The 23,736-nt window shown below is 42.9% G+C and carries 19 protein-coding genes; 4 read left to right on the top strand and 15 right to left on the bottom strand.

The genetic code is table 11. The features are described from left to right. Positions 1-3: 3 nt before the first annotated feature. The 3 genes from EV207_RS07220 to EV207_RS07210 form a co-directional block, all read right to left on the bottom strand. Positions 4-1,302: a glycosyltransferase gene (locus EV207_RS07220; RefSeq protein ID WP_243646982.1), complete on the bottom strand. Its 1,299-nt coding sequence runs from the start codon at positions 1,300-1,302 to the stop codon at positions 4-6. Next, positions 1,256-2,509 (bottom strand): glycosyltransferase family 4 protein, encoded by a 1,254-nt coding sequence (locus EV207_RS07215; RefSeq protein WP_132745147.1) that lies wholly within the window; start codon positions 2,507-2,509, stop codon positions 1,256-1,258. The genes EV207_RS07220 and EV207_RS07215 overlap by 47 nt, the downstream gene beginning before the upstream one ends. Positions 2,510-2,681: 172 nt before the next feature. Then, positions 2,682-3,878: a multidrug effflux MFS transporter gene (locus EV207_RS07210; RefSeq protein ID WP_132745234.1), complete on the bottom strand. Its 1,197-nt coding sequence runs from the start codon at positions 3,876-3,878 to the stop codon at positions 2,682-2,684. Positions 3,879-4,118: 240 nt separating this feature from the next. On the opposite strand from EV207_RS07210, the gene EV207_RS07205 reads away from it, so the two are divergent. The 3 genes from EV207_RS07205 (at position 4,119) to EV207_RS07195 (ending at position 6,575) form a co-directional block, all read left to right on the top strand. Then, positions 4,119-5,351, top strand: coding sequence for an aminopeptidase (locus EV207_RS07205; RefSeq protein ID WP_132745145.1), 1,233 nt, complete (start codon positions 4,119-4,121; stop codon positions 5,349-5,351). 79 nt (positions 5,352-5,430) lie between these two features. Next, positions 5,431-5,781, top strand: a complete 351-nt coding sequence (locus tag EV207_RS07200) for a hypothetical protein (protein WP_132745143.1) — start codon at positions 5,431-5,433, stop codon at positions 5,779-5,781. A 119-nt stretch (positions 5,782-5,900) separates the two neighbouring features. Further along, the gene (locus EV207_RS07195; RefSeq protein WP_132745141.1) at positions 5,901-6,575 is read left to right on the top strand and encodes a hypothetical protein; all 675 of its coding nucleotides are present in this window, start codon (positions 5,901-5,903) and stop codon (positions 6,573-6,575) included. Positions 6,576-6,740: 165 nt separating this feature from the next. Here EV207_RS07195 and EV207_RS07190 read toward each other — a convergent pair whose 3' ends face one another. From EV207_RS07190 to EV207_RS07135, 12 genes are all read right to left on the bottom strand, one after another. Further along, a complete protein-coding gene (locus EV207_RS07190; RefSeq protein WP_132745139.1) occupies positions 6,741-8,015 on the bottom strand; it encodes a PucR family transcriptional regulator in 1,275 nt (424 codons plus the stop codon). Between the two features lie 150 nt (positions 8,016-8,165). Then, positions 8,166-9,713: an L-glutamate gamma-semialdehyde dehydrogenase gene (pruA, locus tag EV207_RS07185; protein WP_132745137.1), complete on the bottom strand. Its 1,548-nt coding sequence runs from the start codon at positions 9,711-9,713 to the stop codon at positions 8,166-8,168. A gap of 309 nt (positions 9,714-10,022) precedes the next feature. After that, positions 10,023-11,327, bottom strand: coding sequence for a TIGR02679 family protein (locus tag EV207_RS07180; protein ID WP_132745135.1), 1,305 nt, complete (start codon positions 11,325-11,327; stop codon positions 10,023-10,025). Between the two features lie 14 nt (positions 11,328-11,341). After that, entirely contained in the window at positions 11,342-15,520 is a 4,179-nt protein-coding gene (locus EV207_RS07175) for a TIGR02680 family protein (protein WP_132745133.1), read from the bottom strand. Further along, on the bottom strand, positions 15,504-16,685 hold the full coding sequence (locus EV207_RS07170) for a TIGR02678 family protein (RefSeq protein ID WP_132745131.1): 1,182 nt from the start codon (positions 16,683-16,685) through the stop codon (positions 15,504-15,506). The genes EV207_RS07175 and EV207_RS07170 overlap by 17 nt, the downstream gene beginning before the upstream one ends. Further along, positions 16,685-18,199, bottom strand: a complete 1,515-nt coding sequence (locus EV207_RS07165; RefSeq protein WP_132745129.1) for a TIGR02677 family protein — start codon at positions 18,197-18,199, stop codon at positions 16,685-16,687. The genes EV207_RS07170 and EV207_RS07165 overlap by 1 nt, the downstream gene beginning before the upstream one ends. Before the next feature lie 192 nt (positions 18,200-18,391). After that, positions 18,392-18,907, bottom strand: a complete 516-nt coding sequence (locus EV207_RS07160; RefSeq protein WP_132745127.1) for a DinB family protein — start codon at positions 18,905-18,907, stop codon at positions 18,392-18,394. A gap of 85 nt (positions 18,908-18,992) precedes the next feature. Continuing rightward, positions 18,993-19,955: a helix-turn-helix transcriptional regulator gene (locus tag EV207_RS07155; protein WP_132745125.1), complete on the bottom strand. Its 963-nt coding sequence runs from the start codon at positions 19,953-19,955 to the stop codon at positions 18,993-18,995. Positions 19,956-20,111: 156 nt separating this feature from the next. Continuing rightward, the gene (locus tag EV207_RS23875) at positions 20,112-20,348 is read right to left on the bottom strand and encodes a UPF0715 family protein (protein WP_132745113.1); all 237 of its coding nucleotides are present in this window, start codon (positions 20,346-20,348) and stop codon (positions 20,112-20,114) included. A gap of 328 nt (positions 20,349-20,676) precedes the next feature. Continuing rightward, positions 20,677-21,399, bottom strand: coding sequence for a 3-ketoacyl-ACP reductase (locus tag EV207_RS07145; protein ID WP_132745232.1), 723 nt, complete (start codon positions 21,397-21,399; stop codon positions 20,677-20,679). 18 nt (positions 21,400-21,417) lie between these two features. Then, positions 21,418-22,608, bottom strand: a complete 1,191-nt coding sequence (locus tag EV207_RS07140; protein WP_243646981.1) for an MFS transporter — start codon at positions 22,606-22,608, stop codon at positions 21,418-21,420. A 34-nt stretch (positions 22,609-22,642) separates the two neighbouring features. Beyond that, positions 22,643-23,080, bottom strand: coding sequence for a MarR family winged helix-turn-helix transcriptional regulator (locus tag EV207_RS07135; protein WP_132745111.1), 438 nt, complete (start codon positions 23,078-23,080; stop codon positions 22,643-22,645). A 204-nt stretch (positions 23,081-23,284) separates the two neighbouring features. On the opposite strand from EV207_RS07135, the gene EV207_RS07130 reads away from it, so the two are divergent. After that, entirely contained in the window at positions 23,285-23,698 is a 414-nt protein-coding gene (locus tag EV207_RS07130) for a helical membrane plugin domain-containing protein (protein WP_132745109.1), read from the top strand. Positions 23,699-23,736: the final 38 nt, after the last annotated feature.

Raw genomic sequence — 23,736 nt, 5'->3', positions numbered from 1 at the left:
CAATCACCCCAATTTTTGATAAATATCAATAAAACCTGTCTTTTCCTTTTCCCAATTATATTTATCCCTCGCTTTAAAGCAGTTTGCCTTCATCGCCGCATATCGTTCTGAATCTTCGAGAAGGGTATTAACGCCCTCTGCAATGGCGTTCGGGTCATGGGAATCAATGCAGATACCTATTTCTTCAGTTTCAACAACCCGTTGGATTTCGGGAAACTGGCATGCGACTACGGGAACACCGCTCATCATATACTCAAACAACTTATTGGATGAAGCAGAGTAATGGTTAAAGCACACATTATTCAAAACCTGAAAGCCGAGGTAGGCATTCCTTGTGTAATTCAGCAGCTCTTCAACAGGTACTTTAGGCAAAAATTTCACCTTGTCTTCTAGGCGCAACTCACTGACCATGTTGACAAGATCCGGTTTTATCCTGCCTTCCCCAATGAAGACTACGATGCCCCGTTTGAATTGAGGCACTGCTTCAATGAGCTTATCCAACCCCCGTCCTGTTTGAATGCCGCCTTGATAAAGGAGAATCGGTTCATCAGCATTAATGCCAAGAAGCTGGTGCAGATCGATTGAATCGCTCATTTCCGGTTTTACTGGAACGGGATAATTATGAACAACCCGAGGGTAGAAGCCGTATAAGTCCTGTATGTAACTTGCCCGGGTGTGGTTCTCCATGATCATTACATCCATAAAGGTTATAAAGAACTTCTCCATCTTGGCGTAAATATGATTTTCATAGCCTGTACGGCTCGTTTGGACTTCATGGGAGTCATAGATCAGCTTCTTTTTTCTGATCCTAAGAACTTTGGCACACAACCACCCTTGCGGCAGTGTATTTAAATCATTGGCATGATAAAGATCGTAATTTTCCTTCATACCCGCCCTTACCATTTGCGAAAAGATGAAGAACCTTACTATTAATCTGGGGAGATTAACCTTCATAGCCGCCGCTCCGACAATCGGGAGGCAGATCATCAAGAAGAATGCTGCCCATAGCGGCAGTTGCCACACAGCCAGCCCCAATAAGACAATTAACAGCAGTATTGCAGGTATCTTGAATCTCTTAACGATTCGAATAGCATTTTGCATCAGGGGAAACTCATTTTTTACCCTTGTCACCGTAAAGCCCTCTTTCCGGTTTTCAAATCGGCTTAAGCTTGGATTTTTCCTGTCGTGAATCGCAATTAAGTCAACCAAATAGCCTTCCTTTGACAATGCCGTGCATTCCCGCAATACTCTTGCGTCATTCGTAAAATGATTCCACACGAACATGCATATTTTCTTTTTCATTAAGCCCCTCCAATATATTAAGCAGCACTCTGATGTTTTTCTTCCATCTTAATTTTTGGCAAGCATACCTATACCCGTTGCCTCCTAACCTCTCCCGGAGCAAACGATCGTTCGAAAGGGTTTCAATGTGCCGGGTCAGCTGTTCAACATCCCGGTTTTCGGCAACATATCCGCAGTCAGCATGACGAATAATCCCGCTGCAGTAACCTGACACATCTCCGACTACCGGTTTGGCCATACACATATAGTCAATCATTTTTCCCGGCAGCACGGTTTGGAACACGGATTTTTCTGATAAGCTTACATAGGCAATATCCGATTTGCCGACCTCAAGCATCGTGTCTTCTCTGTTTTTTGGATGATAGATAGCAATATTGCTAAGCTTCTTTTCTTCGATTTGTTTTACAATGTCTGGCTTTCGATACCCATACCCGATAATCTTGAACTGAATATCTTTACGATCCTTTAGATTTTCCGCCACACATACAAACTTCTGCAAGTCCTGAGCGAGCCCAATGTTCCCCGTATAAACAACAGATACCCGGGTATCATTCGGGTGTAATTCAGAATCTGGGGAAAAAGCCAATTCCCTTTCGGTTAAGGAATTGGGCATGAAACTAATTTTATCGGGCGATACCCCTTTACTTAGGATGTAGGAACGAAAGGAATCACTATTTATGATGATATGGTCGGCATGCTTATAGAGTTTTTCTTCCAGCAGGTAAGCGATTCGGAGCAACGGCCCATATGTAAATACACCGACACCATGAAGTGATTCAGGCCACAGATCACGCACATCCAAAATAAGCGGTACCTTAAAGCGCCTCTTGGCAAATAAACCGGCGATGCCCATGAAGATCGGCGGTGATGATACGAAAATAAAGTCAAATTTCTTTTCTAGCTTTAATAGAATAAGGAAAAACCTTAATGTGACTTCAAGATACAGCAGCAGCCGTTTGAACATATTGTGTGTGTATTTGCGGACTTTGGGATGGATTCTCACCACATTTTCCTCAAAATCTTCATCATTTGACCAAAACGCATCGTTGTTTTGATATAAATGACGGTTTGGGTAACTCGGTTCAGTGGTAAGGACCGTGACGCCGAAATGATGTTTTGCCAATAATTGCTTGATATTCTTCATTCGGTTCGCCGCACTGCCAATTTCCGGATAATAGTTTTGCGTAATCATTAACAAATTTTTCATATAGTCTGACCGCCCATCCATTTTGAGTTCAGCTTTTCCTCTCAGGCAAGTTCATCATAGTAAAGTTGGATTAAGCGCATATGAACATTTTGTAAAGCGCTGGTAAATTTTCCTTAAAAAAAAGAGCGGGACAGTGTTGTAAAACTCACTGTTCCCGCTCAATTTAAAAGGCTTATATTGTTTTCTTCCGTATTAATAAAGCAAAACAAATGACTGCACCAATATCACAAACCGCAATTACGACGCCCATTGGAACGGCTGTGTGACTGCCACCAATGCCAACAAGAGGCGCAACAATTGCTCCTGCAATGAACGGCAAGACGCCCAGTAAAGCTGAGGCGCTGCCAGCAGAACGTTCCTGATTTTGCATGGCAAGTGAGAAACTCGTTGTCGTGACAATCCCGACACTGGAAACAACAATAAATAATGGCGGTAATATAGCGGCAAGAGGCGCCCCAATAAGAATCATAAAAAGCAATACGATACTGCCAAGTGCCGCAAGAATAAGACCGCTGATCAGAAGTTTTGTTTCACTGACCGCCCCCGCCAACCGTCCGCTGATTTGAGTCGCAATGATAATACCAAGGCCGTTAGACGCGAAGATCACACTGAACATCAGCGGCGATACATTATATATATTCTGGAGGACAAATGGAGAGCCGGATATATAGCCGAACATGGCTGCCATAACAAGGCCTTGTGATAGTGCATACCCCATAAATACCCGGTCAACAAGAAGACGGCGAAAAGTTAACAGTGTGTTCCTGATCCCGCCCTCAGACCGGCTTTGAATTGGCAATGTTTCACGCAAGCTGAAAAGGGCTGCAAGAAGCATCAAGACACCTATTGCCGCAAGGACAATAAAGACGCCATGCCAAGAGGTCACCTTAAGCAGCAGGCCGCCGGTTACCGGTGCAAGAATCGGTGCCGCACCATTGACCAGCATTAAAAGGGAAAAGAATTTCGTCAACTCTGATCCTGAATATAGATCCCGCACCATTGCCCGCGATATGACGATACCCGCTGATCCAGCTGCACCCTGGATGAAGCGCAAGGCGATGAGCCCCCAAATAGACGGGATTACCGCGCACAAAAATGTTGCAACAACATAACAAACGAGGGCTGCGATCAAAGGCATCCGCCGTCCGTGCACATCACTGTAAGGCCCAACGAAAAGCTGGCCTAGAGCAAGGCCAAGCAGACAAGCTGTCAAACTCAGCTGGGCCAAAGACGCACTGGTATGAAGATCAGCCGCAAGTGCAGGCAAAGAAGGCAAGTACATATCAATGGAAAGCGGTCCAAACGCCGTTAAGGCCCCAAGCACAAAGGCCATCCATAACCGCCGTGTTTTAGCGGCCGCTGATTCCATATCATCAATTCTATCAATATTGTGCTGCAATGTTTTCAACCTTTCCGAGAAATAAACTCATATAATAGCATGATAAATGATAGTTTTATTTTAACATTCTTCTTAATTAAACGTTTGATTAAAATCTGAACATGCCACATAACCTACTTCTTTTAAAAATGTTCCGAAAATCGAAAAATATCCCACTAATTATGATAAAATATTGACATACACCTTACATACACACAAGGGGGAAGAGAAATGGCAGCATGCCAAGAAAAAATTGATCAATACGCCAAACTTACCGTGAAAATGGGCTTAAACATTCAAAAGGGCCAAATCCTGGCCATCAATTCGCCGCTTGAATCCGCTGAATTTACCCGCGCTGTAGTCCGGGAGGCTTATCGTCTTGGCGCAAAAAGAGTACACGTTGATTGGAGTGACAGCCCGACGCAACGTCTCCAGTTCGAAGAGCAGCCTGAAGAAAGCCTGAAGGAAGTTCCGAAATGGCGTGTGGAAATGTATGATGAACTTATTGAAAATAAAGGTGCCCTCCTGCACATTACCGGGGCGGATCCTAACGCATTTGCCGGTGTTGATCCGAAACGGATTCAAATGGTACAGCAGGCGTCGGGACAATCATTAAAGGATTTTAAAATCGCTCAGTTAAAAGGTGATATACACTGGTGCATTGTCGGCGTGCCAACGGTAGCTTGGGCCAAACTCGTATTCCCCGATAAAGCGCCAGATCAAGCGTTGGACGATCTGTGGGAAGCCATTTTCAAAACGGTACGCCTTGATCATGCTGACCCAATCGCTGCCTGGGACCAGCATTCCAAAGATTTGCATGACAAGATGAATTATCTTAACGATCAGCACTTCAAAGCTCTGCATTATAAGGGGCCTGGCACCGATCTATCCATTGAACTTCATCCAGACCATCTATGGGTTGGCGCCGGTCACAAGTCTACCCAAGAGCATGTCTTCATTCCAAACATGCCAACTGAAGAAGTTTTCACCGCACCGTTGAAGACCGGCGTTAATGGCACAGTCAAAAACACGAAGCCTTTATCTGTAAATGGTAATCTTATTGAAAACTTTTCATTTACCTTTAAAGATGGAAAAGTGGTCAATTTTTCAGCAGAAAAAGGCTATGAGGCTCTTGAAGGGCTGCTGGATACGGACGAAAGTGCACGTTACCTTGGTGAAGTTGCTCTTGTCCCTCACCAGTCACCAATATCCCAATCCGGGATTATATTTATGAATACACTTTATGATGAGAATGCATCATGCCATATAGCCTTAGGCACCTCGTTCTCAATGAATGTCAAAAATGGCAGCAATATGTCTGAGGAGGAATTAATCGACTCTGGCGCTAACCAAAGCTTTATTCATACCGATTTCATGATCGGATCAGGTGAACTGGATATAGATGCCGAAACGCAAGATGGAAAGCGAATCCCGTTATTCCGCAATGGAAACTGGGCAATATAATATAAGGAACCCCAGGTTAAAGTCATTTAGCCTGGGGGATTAAATAATATGGTAAAATGACTTAGGAGGTGTATTTAAAATGGACGAACAAAAATTGATGGAAGGCATTTATAACATGCAATTAGGCATCAAAGGATTGCAAAAGCAGATGGAAGAAGGTTTCGGTAAAATTAATGAGCGCTTCGAACAAGTGGATAAGCGTTTTAAGCAAATTGATAAACGCTTTGAACAAGTGGATAGACGCTTTGAGCAAATTGATAAACGCTTTGAAAAGGTAGACTCTGATATTAATCAATTAAGAGGGGAAATGCGTGAAGGCTTTAAAACGGTCAATGAGCGGATTGATCTCGTTGATGCACAAATGAGAGTCCTTAATGAAGACACCTTAAAAGCAAGAGCTGAAATTGATCAAATCAAAAGAATAAAATAAGCCGCAACACTAGTTTTCAAGACACCAACTCCCACCCTCTTTTACAGAAGTCTCCATCCAAAAACGACCCTAATTTAAGTTTCAACTTTGTTCTATAACTTCCTTTTGGGGGAATTCTTTTGACGTCATTACAACAATTAGCTGTGGAGAATAATATGGCATGGTGCCAGATCGTAAGCACTTTGCATGGATGTCATCCTAGAATGGATCATCAATTCTGGGGATTGGACCAAAAAGCACCCACATTTTATCCTGACGTCGTAACAAAAACCGAAAATGTCTCGTATGAGGAATACCTAAACTTCACAAATCATAGACCAGTAGAATTTATTAAAGACAGTTTTTCAAGCCTGCAATTACCAGAGGGCGAATATAGTGTACTATTCAACGCACATTGGATTTACCATGCTCCTGTGAAAAGTGGCAGCCAAAAAGCCGTAAAGTACAGACCCGTCTCCTCTACTGAAGATCTGCGGTTATGGACAACAACCCATGGTTCAGGTGATGTTTTTACATCAGGTATTTTATCTCATCCCGATGTGACCTTTTATGCTAATAAAGGGGACCATATAGAATCCGGATTTATTGTCAATGTTCACGAAAACACAGTAGGAGTATTCAATGTCTTTTCAACAAAAATATCGTCTTCCCTTTGGACTGATATCATCCAATCCGTAAGCCAAAATCATGAGTGCCTTCATATTGTCGGCTACGAACAGGACAAGGACTATGAGAACGCGATAAGAGCCGGATGGGAAAACATTGGTGACCTAAGGGTTTGGATGAAAAATTAATGTGCCTGCCACATTCTCGCTCTAGGAGAATGATTTTTATCGCCGATTTTTCACCGATTAATTGGTTGTATGTTCTTTTCAATACAATGGAAGAACCCGTTAGCGTGGAGAGAACATTTCGGTTCTTCTCCACGCTTTATATGACTTATATGCCATTTCGCTGATTTATAAATCCCCTTCAAGTGCTTCAGCCTTTTGGTACATTTTATAGTAGTCCGGAATGTGATTGAGTAATAGAAGTTCTGTATAAAGCTGGCTTTTAACATTAAAATCTTTAAAATTAATACCCGTGAGTTCAATGATTTGTTTTAAACGGTAATTTAATGTATTGGGATGGATGAATAAAAATTCAGCGGTTTTCTTTGACTTACAATTGTGAGCTAAATACACTTCCAATGTTTGCAGCAGCTTGCTTTGATTTTCTTCATCTTTTTTTAGAAGCTTAAGTAAATCATAGTTCACAAACTGCTCAGACATATTTTTTTCGTACAAAACAATTAAATAACGGTACATCCCAAGCTTTGAATAATCAACAGGAACATCCTCTGAGGATAGGTTAACAAATTCAGCGATTTCAATAACCTCCAACGCTTCCAAGAAACTTTTCCTCATATCACGGAGCCGATGGTACATGTTCCCGACACCGATTAAAAAGGGCTTCACATCTTTCTTGTAAATCTTGTCCCGGTATTGTTCAACAAGAGCCTTAGCCGGATGTTCAGTGTTCACACGTTCGGCAGACTCCCCAACGATAATGATAATTTTCGAGTCTGATTTTAAGTAATAGGAAACAGGCAGATCTACAAGTTGCCTGCGAACAAGAGATTCAAGGTCAGCCAAAGCTGCCTCATCGCTAGACAACACGATGACCGTAAATTTCTTTGGAAGGATCACATTAACCTTCTCAGCTTCGCGACGGATTTGCTGTTCACTGACATAATCATGATTGATGATTTTCCAAAGCAGCTGATCCTTTTCGCTGTCTTTTTCTTGCTTTTTTGATTGCATTTGGTGGATGAGCTTACCAACGTGAGCAGAAATATCTTGTAAAAATAAGAGTTCTTCTTCTAAAAGAAAGCTTTTCGATTCTTGAACCCATATGGATCCCATTGTTTGTCCATTATGGCTTGCCCTAACAACAAGTCTCCTTTGATAAAAACCGATTTCTTGAATCGGCTCAACCCTTAACGGATCCGTTTTGCTTTCCAAATGCCCCACAATACCCTCTTTCTTTAATCTGTCCACCACAAAAATCGGGCATTTTTTTGAAAGTATCGTCTTTTGCTGGGTCGGATCAAACTGATAATCGCTGGGTGAGCTGTAAGCAATAAGCTCAAAGTTTTTATTTTCAACAATGACGGGTTTATCTAAAATTAAACTAATACGCTCTGTCAAATGATGAATATCCTCAATTGCCAATATCTTATCGATAGCCTTCACATGCATCCCCCTGCACCATTCCAACCTTGACTAATTTCCTTAAATTATAACGACTTTTTTGGTAAAAAGAAAATGACAGGTGGGAATGACAACGGAAGGTGCAAAAAAACAGCCTCAAACCTAAGGCTTGAGACTGTTAAAGTCTAGTATTTATAGCATTTCGCTGATTGTTTTTGGCAGCATGTGCTGTGTAAGGTAATCCGGTCCGCCGGCTTTTGAATCTGTACCTGACATATTGAATCCGCCGAATGGGTGGTAACCAACAATCGCACCAGTGCAATTACGGTTGAAGTACAGGTTCCCTACCCGGAAGTCGCGCTTTGCTTTTTCGATATGAGAGCGGTTATTAGAAATCACAGCCCCTGTTAAGCCATATTCCGTGTTATTTGCGATCTCAATTGCTTCGTCAAAATCTTTGGCTTTGGAAAACGCTACAACTGGTCCGAAGATTTCTTCCTGCATAAGGCGTGCTTCAGGATCAACATCTGCAAAAATAGTCGGCTCGATGAAAAATCCTTTTTTGTCTTCACCATTTCCGCCGTGAGCCAAACGCCCTTCTTCTTTACCAATTTCAATGTAATTCATAATTTTATCGTAAGAAGCTTGGTCAATGACAGGCCCCATATACACATCAGGGCTAGTTGGTTCCCCAACTGTTTTTTCTTTTGTAATAGCAATAACCTTTTCCAGCACCTCGTCATAGACATCTTCATGAATAACCGCACGTGATCCAGCGGAACATTTTTGTCCGGAGAATCCAAAAGCGGATACAGCAATCGCGTCAGCCGCAAGATCCAAATCAGCCTCTTTGTCAACAACGACCGTATCTTTTCCGCCCATTTCGATAATCGCACGTTTCAGCCATTTTTGTCCTGGTGAAACTTGGGAGCTCTTATTATAGATACGTGTGCCGATTTCCCTTGAACCTGTAAAACTAATGAGATGTGTTTTCGGATGCTCTACAAGATAATCGCCAACTTCAGATCCGCTTCCCGGGCAGTAGTTAACAACACCATTAGGAAGACCTGCTTCCATAAGAACCTCAATGAATTTTGCGGCCACAACAGGTGTGTTGCTTGCCGGTTTCAGGACAACTGTGTTGCCTGTTACAATTGGTGCAACTGTCGTGCCGGCCATAATTGCAAATGCGAAGTTCCATGGTGGAATAACAACGGTCACACCCATTGGCGTATAGATATACCGGTTCTTCTCGCCTTCACGGGACTTGACGTCAGCCCCATTCTTCAAACGAATCATCTCGCGAGCATAGTATTCCATAAAATCGATCGCTTCAGCGGTATCCGCATCTGCTTCTTTCCAAGGCTTCCCGGCTTCTTTAACAAGAAGCGCTGAGAATTCATGCTTTCTTCTGCGCACGATAGCTGCTGCTCTAAATAAAATGTCTGCGCGGCTTTCAGGTTCCCAATTTCTCCAATCCTTAAAAGCTTCAGCAGCTGATTGAATCGCCTTTTCCGCGAGTTCTTGGTTCGCCTTTGAAACCGTGCCGACCACTTCTTCATGATTTGATGGATTTTTTGAAGTAATAACATTATCCGTTGAAACCGTTTCCCCATTTATGACTAAATCATAATGACGGCCCAACTCTTTTTCTACCTTTTCAAGCGCCGCTTCAAACGCTTGGCGGTTGCTTTCAATTGTAAAATCCGTAAATGGTTCATGTCTGTATTCTGTTACCATCTTGATCTCTCCCTTAAAAAATATTTATATACAAAGTCTATTTTTTGGAATAGACCGTTTCACGCAAAAGCAACATTAAGCATAAACTTTCTTGCGCACATAAGTACAACTAAGCCTCTGGCTTCGCCAATCGACAAGTTTTCTTTATGTAAAAATTATATCTTTTACAAGGCTGCATTTAATAGGTGTCAGCGCCACAAAATTTTAGTTGGTATTTTGTTTGTGTGCCACAATAGAGAAATAGACACATAAAAAAAGCCTCTGCTGAATTAAAGCAATGAGGCTTAGATTATATTTATCCTAGTTTATCTAAAACGTTATGGGTAGCATATCCCCAATCAATCTCTTTATCAGTGCCTCTTGGTAGCTAGCTTTCTTCAATAGTTTCATTCTTTCTGCGGTTTGGAGCAGCACAGGTTGTGTTATCCGGTTTAGTTTTTCTAAGCGGGCTTTTTCGATATATTTGTTTGGCCCCGCGTCCATGTAGCTTGTCAAATCCATGTGCCATAAATGAATGTGCCCTGGATATCTATCCACAAGTCTTTGGGCCATGCCGAGGCCTTCAGGGTCAAAATCACCTGAGTAGTGAAGCGTCACATCGTTTTGCACGAGCCGGTCAAGCAAAAGCCACGTTGCTAATTTGAATTGGCCATGTGTACAAACCATTACGGCTGCGGGGCATGCATCTAAAATGGTCGAACAGACACCGGAATTTTCAACAATCCAGACATCTCTTCCATGATAAGGGTAGATATTCTCGGTCTTCGTCAGCTCCCGAACCGGAACATGCCAGACGGTTTGGGTGCGGGCTGCTTCCTGCCAAACGGGATGGATGCCTTCAGCTGTATCGGCTAAGAGTCCTGTACAAGTTACAAAGTTATGCAAATCATCCCGCAGAATCCCTACAGACTGCAAAATATCGTTGATTCCCTCACTTCCAGCAGGCATCTGGACTGGCTCCTCTTCCTCAATTGCCTTGTAGACCGCGATGGCGTGAAGCAACAGCTTCCCTTGCTCCGTCTGAACATCAAAAGCATGTGGATCGCCCGTTATCCGCTGGGCAAAAAAAGGAAGCCGTTCGGTCTTCCCGTTTGCGGGCAACCCGTCCAATGCTTTTGCCACATGACCTATCATTTCCTTTAATAAATGACGATTCTGTTCTGCAAGAGTATACACAAACCGGGTGTCCGGGCTTTTATCCAGCACATGGCTGACCCAATCCCTTAATACAGGATTTTGGTCAGCCGTTGTGATGAAAAATTGCTTCAAAGCATCTTGTTTTTGCGCCTGTCTCTCTTTATTGGATATCACCTTCTCTTTAAAAAAGGCCTCCAGCACATTGTGTAATGTCAGACCCTCAAATCGTGTTTTTTGCAGCCGTTGTTCAAAGTTTTTTAAGCTGACAATAGGATTTGCCCCTAAGTCCGCCGCATCTCTCCCAAAGAAATCGGCAATAGCCAAAAGCTCCTTTTCGCTAAAACGGGAAAGTGTAACTGTACCTCCGACCCGTCCGAGAGACTGATATTTCCTTTTGAAAAGGGCAAGGAGCCGGCTGAATCCCGGCTCACTGCGAAAGTAATGTACTGCTTCCTGCATGATTTGATTTTGTCTCAATCCTTATGTCCCCTTTACTCATCATCAGGCACTAAAGATACTGCTATTTCTTCATTTTCCGAACGTGACATCTCATCGACATAACGACGGGTATGGCCGTCCCAATGATAGTGGATCACAGTCACAAAATCAGCATTCTTCGGCCGGACCAGCTCACAAATCGACAATTCACTGACCGTGTCGTAATCACCCCATAGCGCCTGGGAGTTCATAATATAATTAAAGTCAAGCTCTTCAACCACTTCGAACATATCCCGAATGTTCATCTCATCCACCCCTGCAAAAGCCTCGTCCAGTGAAATAATATATGGCGCCGCTTCGTCCGCCTCCTGATATCGGGAATAAGCAGCAGTAAAGAGCGGAATATACATGGCCATTGCCTTCTCCCCGCCACTGAATTGATAAAAGGCATGATTGGTCAATTCCCTTACCGGTTCATTTTCCCGTTTATAGGATAATATAAAGGAAAACCATTTGCGGTAATCCAGCACCTCTTTAAGAACCTGGTGCAAGGTGTTGCTGGCTGAATTATCATCGATTAATTCTTTGGCCCTGTCAATTTTGGACCGGAAATGCCGGGTGACATTCTCTAGATCGGATTCCTTCAGCAGGCGCGGATTCATCCGCAATAGTTCAACTAAATCGTGTGTATCAAGTTCCTCTTCAGCCTCGGCGGTCCGGGGCTTCCACTTGATTGAAAAGGTCAGACCCATCGAAGAATTCCGTTTGTGCATTAAGCGGTTCATTTCCTTCACCCAACGCTCAGCACGCTGGATTCGGCTCCTGAGCATACCGCCAACCGAATGCAATATAATTTCCTCATAAAGCTCACGGTCATTTTCTCTTAAATTATCTTGATTGCGATTAATATCGGCTTCAACCGCCTCTTTTACAAAATATGGGCTGACCCTTTGTCCCTGGTAATCCATCTCAATGACATTCCTCGCCGTCAGCTGTTTCCACTTTTCGATCATAACGTTCTTTTCGTCCGGCCATTCCTTACCATCCATCCAGTCCAATGATTTAAGACGGTCTTCATATTCTGACAGCCGATATTCCATTAGATCAGGCTGCTCACTGTAATAAGCTTTTGTTAGCTGCTCCGTTACTTTTGCCCGTTCATGCTGTTCATAGAATAGCCCAAGGTTTTGTTTCACCGCTTCCGCTGATTTCCAGATTGCATCCTCTTGAGTTATTTCAACAAAAGACCTATCTGACTCTTTTTCAAAAGCTGCAATCCATGCTTCATACATGTTCTCCCAAAAGGTCCGATCCTCATTCAAGGCAGCAAGTTTTTCACGGGTATACTGCAATTCCGTCTGAACCCTAGGCAGCCGCTCCCGATGGCTATTAAGCTCTTCTTCTATACTGGCCAAACGCTTTTGTACATCTTGAATCTGCCTGCGGATGTCCTCCGCTCCCATCTTCTCAAGCTGCTCTTGAATGCTTTCAATATGCATCTCAGTCCGTTTTATGCGATCTTCTAATTCATTGCATTCCCCTTTTATATCATCGACCTCCGCCGCCTTATGCTGGATGAGCTCGTTTAGCTGGGCAATATGTCGCATCAAATTCCGGCACTCAAGATCGGTGGTTACCAATTCACCTAGGTCCCTTTCATATTGCCTCATCATCGCAGCAGCTTCAAAGTAAGCTGTTGATGTCATTGGGAAATCCAATTCGGCCGTTTGCCCGTCAATCTCATATTTCATCTTTTTAAATGCATAATCCATTGTTTTCAGGCGCTCGTCCATACGCGCCCGTTCTTTTACCTTTTGTTCAATCTCGAGTTGTTTTTTTCTAATTTGGCTAAAGCTCTCAACCAAGTCCTTATCCGTCGGAAAAGCAGCTTGGGCGTCCCTGACCTCTTTAACCTTTTCTTCAAACTGCCCAATCTCTGCCTGAAGCCTTTCGAGCTCCCCTTTTTCCTCGGCAACAGCCATCTCAAGTTCACTGATTTTTTCCTTCCGGTAGCGTCCACGGGCCGTTCGGCCAATGAATTGCGCAGCTTTTGCTGGAGGGGCATGGCCTTCAATGAGACTCATAATAAAACGGCCGGATTCATCAATGGAAACAAGCCCCTCGCTGCCCGCGCTTGCATCATCTATTAAAATACTTCTCAAGACCCGGTCAACATTCTCTAAAGAAACGGATGCATTTGGGCTAAGATCCGGTCTGAGATAATCAGCCAGTGTATGGGCCATCATCTGGGGATTGGGCCGGAAGATGCGGTCATGCTCCGGAACAGTACTCTTATCTGCAATCAAGGCATCCAGCAGTCCCATATGAGTAAGGGATGATTCAATCCGTTCTCTTTGCTCCTGAGTGACGTGATCTTGAAATTCGACAGCGGCGTAGAAAGGCAGAAAGGCCTGTCCGCTTTCCTCCAATTTTCGCCTTGCATCCTTCGTTGCCGGATCGGTTGGCGGCTCTGGATCCGTCATGTTTTTCCAACTGCTAAGCTCCTCTTCAAGTTTAGCTATTGTTTGTTCTAATATGGTTTTCTCGCTCTTTTTTCCGGCAAGGAGCTTATGAAGCTCTTCCCGATAGGATTGGCAAATGTCAATGAAAGGCTGTTTGACATCATCATATGAAGCACTGTCATAAAGTCCCCGAATGGCTCTTGAAGCCCGCTGCATGACATCTTCAGTGACAGGGAGTGCCTTATACTCTTTTGTCCAGCCGTGCCATTCATCTTCCTTTTTGTTTTTATCCTCATCAAAAACCTTTTGCCACTCATTTTCATCATATTTCAGCTGATCATATTCCTTAATAATATCCGCGTAGTCCTTATTTAACTCCTGATACTGCCTTTTTAAATTTTCATAGTCCTTAATTTGGCCCGCTGCTTTATTCAGCCTCTTATAGTGTCCATCAGCCTCTTGCTTCCAAAGCGTAAAATCAAAGGCCCTTGCACCTTCGTGACGATGGAAATCCCCAGCATTAATATTGTGGCGGGGAAAACCGGCTTCTTCCGCATCCTGTGATAAGTCATTAAGCACAGCTTTCTTCACCCGGCTTTTTACATCCCATTCGCCTTCCTTTTGGTCCTTCTCATTTCGGTAATCGAGTTCTCTCCGACGCCCCTCATCCATCCGCTTTTCCTTTTTTTCATAATCCCGTTGCAGTTCTCCGTTCTGGGCATTAAGACCTCGAAGCTCATCTTCAAGATTCCAAACTTTGTGAGATGAGAGCCGTTTTTGCTCCTGAAGAGTAACCTCCTTTGATTGCTCCAAGTCACGCAGACCCGATTCGAGTTTTGTGATCTCCTTAACGCCCTCTGTTTCCTTCTCCAGCTGGTCTTTAAAGGATTGTTCAGTTTTTTCCCATTTAACACGGTTCGCCAATGCTTCTTCCGCCTTTTCAGCCAGGATATATTGATTGTATTGGTCATATACACGTGTTAATTTATTCAACGACCGGTTTTCTCTCTGAAGCTGTTCAAGCTGCTGCTTCGTCTGATCCATATGCTCAATTGTATCTGATAACGGCCTAAGATCATCATCAGAAAGAGGTGGAAGTGCTGCTTCAAGAATTTCATAGATAACCGTTGGCTTAAAATCCTTTGAAAGTTTTGGGCTTCTTAACTGAATAAGCAGCTTAATCAGATCTTCATAGCTTTCTTTGGACTGAAAACCAAAAAGGTGTTTGTTGACAAGGTTCATATAATCGCCTTGAGTCCGCACCACTTCGCCGCCTTTTGCGATCCGGTTTTCCAGTTCAATGCGGGAAAGCGGAACCTTTTGGGTTTCCCCGCCATGCCGCTCTTTTTTATACAGGCTAAAATCGACCCCGATCCGGCGGTTATCAAGGATGACAAAACCCCAGAAGTTCATGTTCTTATGCCGTTTTGCCTGCAGACCAATCCCGGTTGTGATGTATTGGTTCGTTTGTTCACGCTTGTATTCGAGAAACAGGTAGCCTGTCCGCTCATCACGGTCGACCACGCCTTTTTCACCAAGCAAATAGTCTTCCATTCGTCTTGCCTTCGATCCGAACGGGTCAAGCCGGTCAGGGGATTTTTTTCCGTCCAATAAGACAGGGAGGAAGCTTTGCATAGTAACAGATTTCCCTGAGCCATTGCTGCCCCGTAATAATAATTTTCCATTAGCGAACTGGAATATTTCATCGTCGTAATACCAAAAATTCAAAAGTCCGGCCCTATTCAGCATCCACTTATTCACTTCCGTCATTTGCTCTTGCCTCCTCCAGTTTCTTATAATAATCTTTTGGATAATCCCCCGTAACGCGTCCTGAAAGGGGACGGATGACGATCATCCCAGTGTCGGCTTCAATATGAAGCATCTCCCAATCCTCCATCGCCTCCAGCAAGTCTTTGCCGACCGTTTTTTCCGGTGCTGTACGATAAGACTTGCTCCAGCCGCTGCCAAATTGCTTTTTTAGGTTACTGACAATTTCGCCGAATTCTCCGGAAGTTAACCTTATTTCACCAAAATCATCGGGTTGATGCTCTCGGCTATATTCCCTTAACAGACATGCCATTTGCATGATGATATCATGGATGGCTTTCTGGCTTGGAAAGAGCGAAAAGACATTTTTCCTTTCAGGCGCCGTCAGCAATGCAGCATTTTTAAACATCTCCAATTTAAATGGGGTGTGTGATTCAAGATCATCGCGCAGCCTTCTATGCATATTACGAATATAATAAAAGTCCGGGTCATTCTGTGACTTCCTGTAAACGACCGGTGAAAACATTAATTGCCGATATACCCTCTTCCGCCGTTCCCCTTCACGATTCTGCTCCCATTCGGCCTCCAAAATGTCGGATATAGTCTTGTATTGAAATAAATCTTTTGGATAAGATCGCATGAAATAGCGGGAATACACTGTTACCTCGTAGAGCACTTCCTGGTCCTCATCCATGGCAAAGCGTCCAGTTTCACCATCTATCGTTTCCATCAAATGAAATTCGGACAGGACATTGATGACACGCACCAATGATTTCCGGTGCTCATAATTCGTCCAATCAATGCCAAGCTCACCCGGATAAAGATCATGAATATCCTCACATATGTTGGAGAGCAGGAACTGTTCCTCCACTGCCTTTTCCTCCAAAAAAGCGAGGGCACAGCAAAAAATAGCATAGTCCATCGGTTTTTGAAACGATTGTATCCCCATCCACGCCTTCGGTTCAACTGGAGTCTTTTCCATCTTTATAAAAAACCGGTGGACAATTAACCGAAAACCGAACTTTTCCTCTACATAGCGATTAAGGACCTTCTCACGTTCGCGAACAAGCTGGTAGCTTTCAGGATCATGCTCACGCAGAATCCAAAAGTTCTCGAATAACAGCCCTAGAGCCTCTTCTGCCTTTTCGTCAAATATTTGGCGTTCCATCAGACTTTCTCCTTATCATCAATGAATTGGATGACAGCATCAGGCATTTCCAAATTCCCATCCTCGGATCTTAAAACAATGGGAGGACGGTCACGGATAAGGTCGATCTTGACCTGCTGACCAAATTCCGTTTTGATGATCCCGTCTCTCCGGGCCATCGCTTTGCCAATCCATGCTAACAACCGCTTTCGAACATAGGGCTTAATTACAGGCAAGGCTTGCAATTGAATCCGACCATCAATCAGATGACTTTCAATTGCTATCCGTTCCTGCTCCTTCTCCAGCAGATATTCCCGCAGCATAGCTTCTTTTTGTTCACGGTTTTCCTTAACAGCTCCCGGACGCGTTTTTTCATTATAATGTCGTACCCGCGGCTTTATTTCTGCTTCAATCGGCTCCTCCTCCCATACATCGGTGTACAGATCTTCAGTGGGTATATGATCGCTGTACAAATGCCTGGTATTGGAGACTCCAAAGGCTACTGAGGACAAGGCATGCGCCTCATTAACTGTTTCAATGCCTGCAAACCACTCAGCCAAATGCAGATAATCCTTTTTCCGGCTGCGGAAATTATGTGAGCGTTCACCAAGTCTTTGAACAACCCGGGTTACCCTTCGGATCGTCTCATTAGTCCTTAGCTGAAGGAGATGAAATTCACTATTCCGGTGATCACTGCCGAGAAACCACTTTTTGAGACTTTCCCATTTTTCCTTCTGTTCTAATTTCAAGTCATCATCGGAAAGGGCTGCATCTTCTAAGCGGGGAATTGACTGACGGTGATGAACAACTTTTGTGACCAGCATTAGAAGTTGTTTGTCTGTCATCGACTCTAGAAGAGCTTGGATTTTCAATGCGGTTTGCTGAAGAGATATAATAAAATCGCGGAGATAAGCGGTAAACTGATCTTTGTAGACTAGGAAGGCTTCAGTTTTCATGCGTTCCTCGACATGTTCGCTGTTAATATATGCAATATAGTCCGAGGTATTTTGTGTAATTGAGCGAAAATAGCTAAAGATATCCTCCCACACCTGTGCACATTCCTCTTCAGTTTCCGTGATGTCATCCTGCCCTCTTACGAGTGATTCTGCTTTTTGCAAGGATTGATACAGTCGGTCAAACTGTGTCCGTTCAAGTGACCCGCCAAAGCCGTCTCCCATGTGTTCCAGTTTTTCCAGCATTCGTTCAATTTCAATCGTATATGGCGTGCATTGATAACGGAAACGCTTTTTCTTAAACTCCTCAACACTTTTTGCACTGCTGAGTTCCTGTCTTGCAACAAGGTTTTTCCAATTTACTAATTGGGCTAAGTCCTGATGCAGCTGGTCTTCGGTGTAAGCTTGAAAAGCAGGTATGCCCTTCAAATAGCCAAGAATTTCTTCAGGAAACAAAAACTCTTGCATTCGTTCATGCTGGATGAAAAAGTAACGCAAAATCGTGCGGTAGCTCCACGTCCGTTCCGCGTTCAGATACGCTATCTCCTGCACCTTCTTATATAAATTCAGATCGCTTCCCATGCATTAACCAACCCCCGTTCCTTATTCGTATCCCTTTATTTGAATTCTACCATATTACCTATTATTTATTAAAATAGATGCGAGGTGGTAAAACATGCAAGGCCGCAGTTTGGAGGAAATTGAAAGAGACTTGCGAAGAAGGCTAACGGCAAAAAGACAAAGCATAAGCGCTTTGTCTTTTTGGATCAATAATTAACGAACAGAGCTTTGTTCGTACAAATAAAAGACGTAATCGGTCGGAACACCCTTGTGCCCTAATTGCCGCAGCATAGCTGTGATATTGCCTCGGTGGTAGGTCCCGTGATTGACGACATGCTGGATTAATTCAGACAACGTGGTATCCAGCCGTCCAAGCTCGGGATGTTCAGGTGAAACATCTTTATCCAAATCCTCTTGACGGTCAAGAAATGCCATGTATTTTTCGACCGTTTCGTCATATAATTTCTCCATCTCCACTAGCCCTTTTCCATCGATTCCCTTGAGAATGCGGCCATTCATAGCATTTATTTCTTCAAAGCTGTCACCTGCCATCACACCGAGCCACACGATATCTACACGGTAGACATGCTTCACTACTTCTGAAATAGAGGAAAACACACTTTGGATCTCTTGGCAGTACACCTCTTCGGGCAGACTTTTCAAATGATCAAGAACCCTTTTGTTAGCCCAAACGTGATAATCGTACGACTTTAATGCAGAATGCCTCATTAAATGTCTCCTCCTTATTGGTCGTTTCGGAATGGATAACATCATTATAAACAACCTTCACTGACAATTACGGTCAGTGAAGATCTCATGATTTATAATGGTTTAACAAATCAGACAGCACAGCCGCGATTTTTTCCTTTAAAATCTTCGGTTCAAGGACCTTGATTGATTTTCCGTATGACATGAGTGTGTAGGGTAAATAAGAAAGGGTCATTTTTTTCTCGGCCATAAAGTGAAGGTTATTGGCAGAGCGACCGACTACCGCGTGTCCTATCATCCAGTGTTTGCAAAGGTCATTAATAGCATTTTCCTTACCTTGGATATGTATCGATATGAGGTGTTCCTTGCGTTCTAAGTCAGGCAACAAGCGGCTAAGGAAAAAGTCACGAGCTGAAAATGCCTTTGGCCTTTCAAAGGTGGCATCCGTTCGAGTTACTGCTTGTATCCTGTCAACCCGGAAGCTTCGAATGTCTGAGCGAAGCTGACAGTAAGCGATGATATACCATTTCCCCTTCCAATAGACGAGTCCATAGGGGTCAATGCTTCTAGTAGTCGGGGGCGCTTCATGTCCTTTTTTGTATGTAATGGAAAGTGTGCGCCCGTCCGCCACTGCAACTTCCAAGACCTGGAGAAATGTCCCTATTGAAGAATCAGCAGGCGGATTAATGACATCAAAACCAGCCAAATGGCGATCAATTTTATTTAATTGGTCCTCATTCGTGTACCTTTTTAATTTCGAGACAGCTTGGTCAAGCGCCTCCCCAAAAGGATATCCTGCCTCTTGAGCAAATTTTGCAGCATGCAAGAGAGCCTTTTGTTCATCCAGGTCAAATATTAACGGTGTGTCATTAAATGTGCTAAGCAGACTATACCCGCCATTATGCCCTGAATCAGCTATGATCGGAACGCCGCTTGCGCACAACGAGTCGATATAACGGTAGACGGTGCGAATATTAATCTCCAACACTTCCGCCAGCTGCTTCGCCGTAATCCGCTTCCCTGTCTTCAATAACCACAATATAGAAAGCATATTATCCGCTTTGGCCATGAGTAAGTCCCTTCGCTGATTGAATGAAAATCACAAACAAACTATTACAACTTTCCCCTTACTGATTATCAATATTATTATACCATTTCGAAAAGTTTGGCAAGAGTTGACTTTAGAAGTTATTTGCTATTCGTGATTATTCATTTGTTTAAAATTTTAACTTGCTGAAAACCAGGAATAATAGGAATCCCAGAACCAAAATATAATAGAAGTCAACAAAACATAGATATAAACCTCGGGATTTTTAAAAACAGACTGATAACTATTAAAAAAAGGATAGATAATAATTATTATTAAGAGAGCAATAACTATATATGTAATTAAGTGCAAAAGACTGAACCTACGTCTTTTAGTAACCTTATGAAGTACGAATTGGGTTGGTAGGGCTTTCATGCAGTAACACGCCCCGAAACTAAGGTAATAAATATAAGGCTATAAATAGCAGCAAACGAAAATCTTATGTTTTGATTGTAAAATTCAATTATAGTGTAACAGAATGCCATCGTTAATGAAGAAAAGCAAATTACTGCAAACCTTTTCTTAAACAAATAAATCATTCCCCCTATAATCTTTACTTTATTCACGAAGATAACATATTTGATACTATTATTAGAAACTGTGCCACATTTTATCTTTAATAATGGAAGATTAATAGGGTCATTAGGTAGTTCCACCTAATGACCCTTTTTGGATGTCTTATATACATCTAGCCACTTATTAATTAAAAAGGATTCGTCGCCCAAAGGCTTGCTGACTTAACAAAAATCCGTGGATGTAATTTCAATTGAGAAACGATGACTTCGGCCAAGTCTTCCGGCTGCATGTATTTCTCCTCGCTATCCTCAGGCTTGTTATCCTTAAAAACGAGGTCCGTTGCGACCATGCTTGGCGTTAGGGCCATGACGCGAATATTGTGTTTGCGCACTTCCTGTGTCAAAGATTCGGTCAGACCCAGGAGTCCAAACTTGGATGCACTGTAAGCACTTGAACCTGCGGTGCCTCTTAGCCCTGAAGTAGAAGAAATGTTAATGATATCTCCGCCGTTTTTTTCAATTAATTGCGGCAGCACAGCGCGCGTCACATAAAACGGCCCCATTAGATTAACATCGATAATCCTCTTCCATTCCTCCGGATCAAATTCTAAAACAGACCCGAATTTACCGGTTCCCGCGTTGTTAATTAAAATATCAGCCGGACCAAGCCCATTTGTGACCTCTTCAATGGCCTGCTCCACTTGCTCCTGCGATGACACATCAGCTGCGGCAAAAGCAGCTTTTACACCATAGCTTTCTATTTCCTTGGCAACCTCTTTAAGTGCCGTTTCCGTTCGTGCCAGTAGCCCAACACTGACGCCTTCCTTGGCTAAAGCGATGGCTGTGGCCCGGCCAATGCCTCTTCCAGCTCCGGTTACAAAAGCGATCTTCCCTTTTAACGATTGAGCCAAGACAACCTCTCCCTTCATTTACGCAGCTTCCCTATTCGCCTTCTCTATCTTCCTGACCTTACTATGTTTCGTCATATAGATCAACAAAAGAGCAATGATTAACAGTGAGGATATGCCGTACATGGCTTTGTAGCTTGTCAAGCCAGCAACACCGCCTAAAGTGGCCGATCCAAGGGCCATGCCCAGGTCCATAAAACTGAGTGACATCGCATTAGCCGTTCCCTTCTTATCAGCGCTGACCCGGCTGACCGCCCACGCTTGGAAAGACGGCTGCATCACACCATAAGCTATCCCATAAAGAACAGCTGCTATGATTAGGGTAGTGAAACTCTTGCCCATAGCCATTAATATCAGTCCAATGAAACCGCAAACCGCGGCTGGATAAATGAGAAATTTATGACCCATCCGATCATATATTTTCCCTGAAAAAGGTCTGATCACTACCATGATTACAGCATTGATTAAAAAGAAAATGGATACCTTGGCGCCGATGTGGATCTCTTCCCCGAATCCGTTAATAAAATTTACAATGCCTGAAAAGGTAACATAAAAGAGCATAACTAAAAAACATGGAAGAAAAGCTTTCTTATCAAAGGCATAGCTTATTAGTGATCCTTTTAAATCAGGCCCCGGCTGAACCGATTTGTTATTCTTAATAAACAACCCGCAAATAAAGGTCAGAGCGCTCAATATCATAGTTACAACAAGCAGGATATTAAATGAGGAGGAGTTCAGAATCGATAAAGCAAACATCGGCCCGAGCGTCGTCCCTAAGCTTGTCGCCATGCCGAAGTAACCAATTCCTTCACCTAACCGTCCTTGAGGAATAAGGTTTGTTGCCAGTGTGGCCAATAAAGTTGTCGAAATACCAAAGCCGATACCTTCCAAAATCCGTAATAATATTAATAACGGCATAGCTTGTTGATTATAGCTTGCGATGATACAGGCTAGGACACAGAGCAGCACAACGCTTAGCAATCTTTTCATGTTAAGCTTATGCATAATAATGCCTATTATCGGTCTTGTTATAATCGCGGCCAGCATGAAAGCCGTTGTCATGATGCCCCCTAAAGCCGGGCTTTGGCTAAACCCCGTCACAAATATTGGAAATCCTCCTGTCAGCATCTGTAAGCAAAGGAAGAACAAAAACGTCATAAAAATAATAATTGCAAACTGCCCCGTCCATAATTTTGATGTTGATGAATTCACTGGTGCTAGACCCTTCTTTCTTTATAGTTAAAACTCATTTATATTTTAAATCCTCTATATTACATTGGATTTTTTGCAAGACTTCTTGATAGACAGCCATTTGTTCCTCCGGGATATCGCTGATAATTTGAGAATACAGATGTTCTATAAAAGGAAACAGTTCTTCTTTTAACGATTTCCCGCTGTCAGAAATGCAAATAAGAAATGACCGGCGATCATCCGGATTAGGCTTTCTTGATACATAACCGTTTTTCTCGAGAAGATCTAAAATTTTTGTCAATGTTGCCTGGTCTTTATCTGATCGCTGAGACAGTTCCTTTTGGCTGATATGATCCGCCTCAGATACCCGCTTTAAAACAATCCATTGTTCTGATGTAATATTATAAGGCTTTAAATGCATCGTGATTAATCGCGTCAATCGTTTGCTCGACTTTAACATGGTTATGCCTACTAAATCTTCAATTGAAACCAAAAAGCAACGCCTCCCAAAAAACATACCAACCGAGTATACACCTTTTATTGCTATGTGTAAATATAGTTTGTATACAAATTATATTTTGTGTTACAAAGTTGTTGAAAATATTATAAATTAGGTATATTATTTTCTGTGGATCTTTGTGTAATGTTTCACAAACTCCCTTGAGAGGGAACCACTAAATTTAAAGGAGAATTGGTCATGTCAGAAACGAACACTCAAACGAAGTTGTCTGCTACTCAGGAACAACTTGATGTCCTTGATCAGTTATTAAAGCCTGAAGTTCAGGAATCTTTGAATGCTCTAGTAGAACAGCTTCCTAAATTAACGGAACTTGTTAACATTTTGACGAAATCCTATGACTTCGCTCAATCGGTCGCAACAGATGACGTATTAAAGAATGATACTGTCGGTGCGATTCAAGAAATTGTAGAACCTGTAAAAGACACTGTAAAAGATATCGCGGCAACTGCTATTGAAGCAAAGGATCGCGCTGAAGCAAGCAATGAAGTGATCGGTCTCTTCGGTCTTTTGAAAATGATAAAAGACCCGCAAGCTCAGAAGCTTTTCCGCTTCGCAAATGCTTATCTTCAAATTTCTGCAAACCGCAGGTAACAATAAATAACCGCAATAACAATAAATAAGATTTCTTT

Origin of the sequence: Scopulibacillus darangshiensis (assembly GCF_004341035.1) — a bacterium.
Taxonomy (GTDB): Bacteria; Bacillota; Bacilli; order Bacillales; family Sporolactobacillaceae; genus Scopulibacillus; species Scopulibacillus darangshiensis.
The sequence above is the reverse complement of the archived record's forward strand: the minus strand, read 5'-3'. Positions and strand labels throughout refer to the sequence as shown.

What these genes read in the sequence shown, in the direction of transcription:
- EV207_RS07220 (WP_243646982.1), bottom strand. Translation starts at nt 1,302, where the DNA reads ATGAAAAAGAAAATATGCATGTTCGTGTGGAATCATTTTACGAATGAC.
- EV207_RS07215 (WP_132745147.1), bottom strand. Translation starts at nt 2,509, where the DNA reads ATGAAAAATTTGTTAATGATTACGCAAAACTATTATCCGGAAATTGGC.
- EV207_RS07210 (WP_132745234.1), bottom strand. Translation starts at nt 3,878, where the DNA reads ATGGAATCAGCGGCCGCTAAAACACGGCGGTTATGGATGGCCTTTGTG.
- EV207_RS07205 (WP_132745145.1), top strand. Translation starts at nt 4,119, where the DNA reads ATGGCAGCATGCCAAGAAAAAATTGATCAATACGCCAAACTTACCGTG.
- EV207_RS07200 (WP_132745143.1), top strand. Translation starts at nt 5,431, where the DNA reads ATGGACGAACAAAAATTGATGGAAGGCATTTATAACATGCAATTAGGC.
- pruA (WP_132745137.1), bottom strand. Translation starts at nt 9,713, where the DNA reads ATGGTAACAGAATACAGACATGAACCATTTACGGATTTTACAATTGAA.
- EV207_RS07175 (WP_132745133.1), bottom strand. Translation starts at nt 15,520, where the DNA reads ATGACGGAAGTGAATAAGTGGATGCTGAATAGGGCCGGACTTTTGAAT.
- EV207_RS07170 (WP_132745131.1), bottom strand. Translation starts at nt 16,685, where the DNA reads ATGGAACGCCAAATATTTGACGAAAAGGCAGAAGAGGCTCTAGGGCTG.
- EV207_RS07165 (WP_132745129.1), bottom strand. Translation starts at nt 18,199, where the DNA reads ATGGGAAGCGATCTGAATTTATATAAGAAGGTGCAGGAGATAGCGTAT.
- EV207_RS07160 (WP_132745127.1), bottom strand. Translation starts at nt 18,907, where the DNA reads ATGAGGCATTCTGCATTAAAGTCGTACGATTATCACGTTTGGGCTAAC.
- EV207_RS07155 (WP_132745125.1), bottom strand. Translation starts at nt 19,955, where the DNA reads ATGGCCAAAGCGGATAATATGCTTTCTATATTGTGGTTATTGAAGACA.
- EV207_RS23875 (WP_132745113.1), bottom strand. Translation starts at nt 20,348, where the DNA reads ATGAAAGCCCTACCAACCCAATTCGTACTTCATAAGGTTACTAAAAGA.
- EV207_RS07130 (WP_132745109.1), top strand. Translation starts at nt 23,285, where the DNA reads ATGTCAGAAACGAACACTCAAACGAAGTTGTCTGCTACTCAGGAACAA.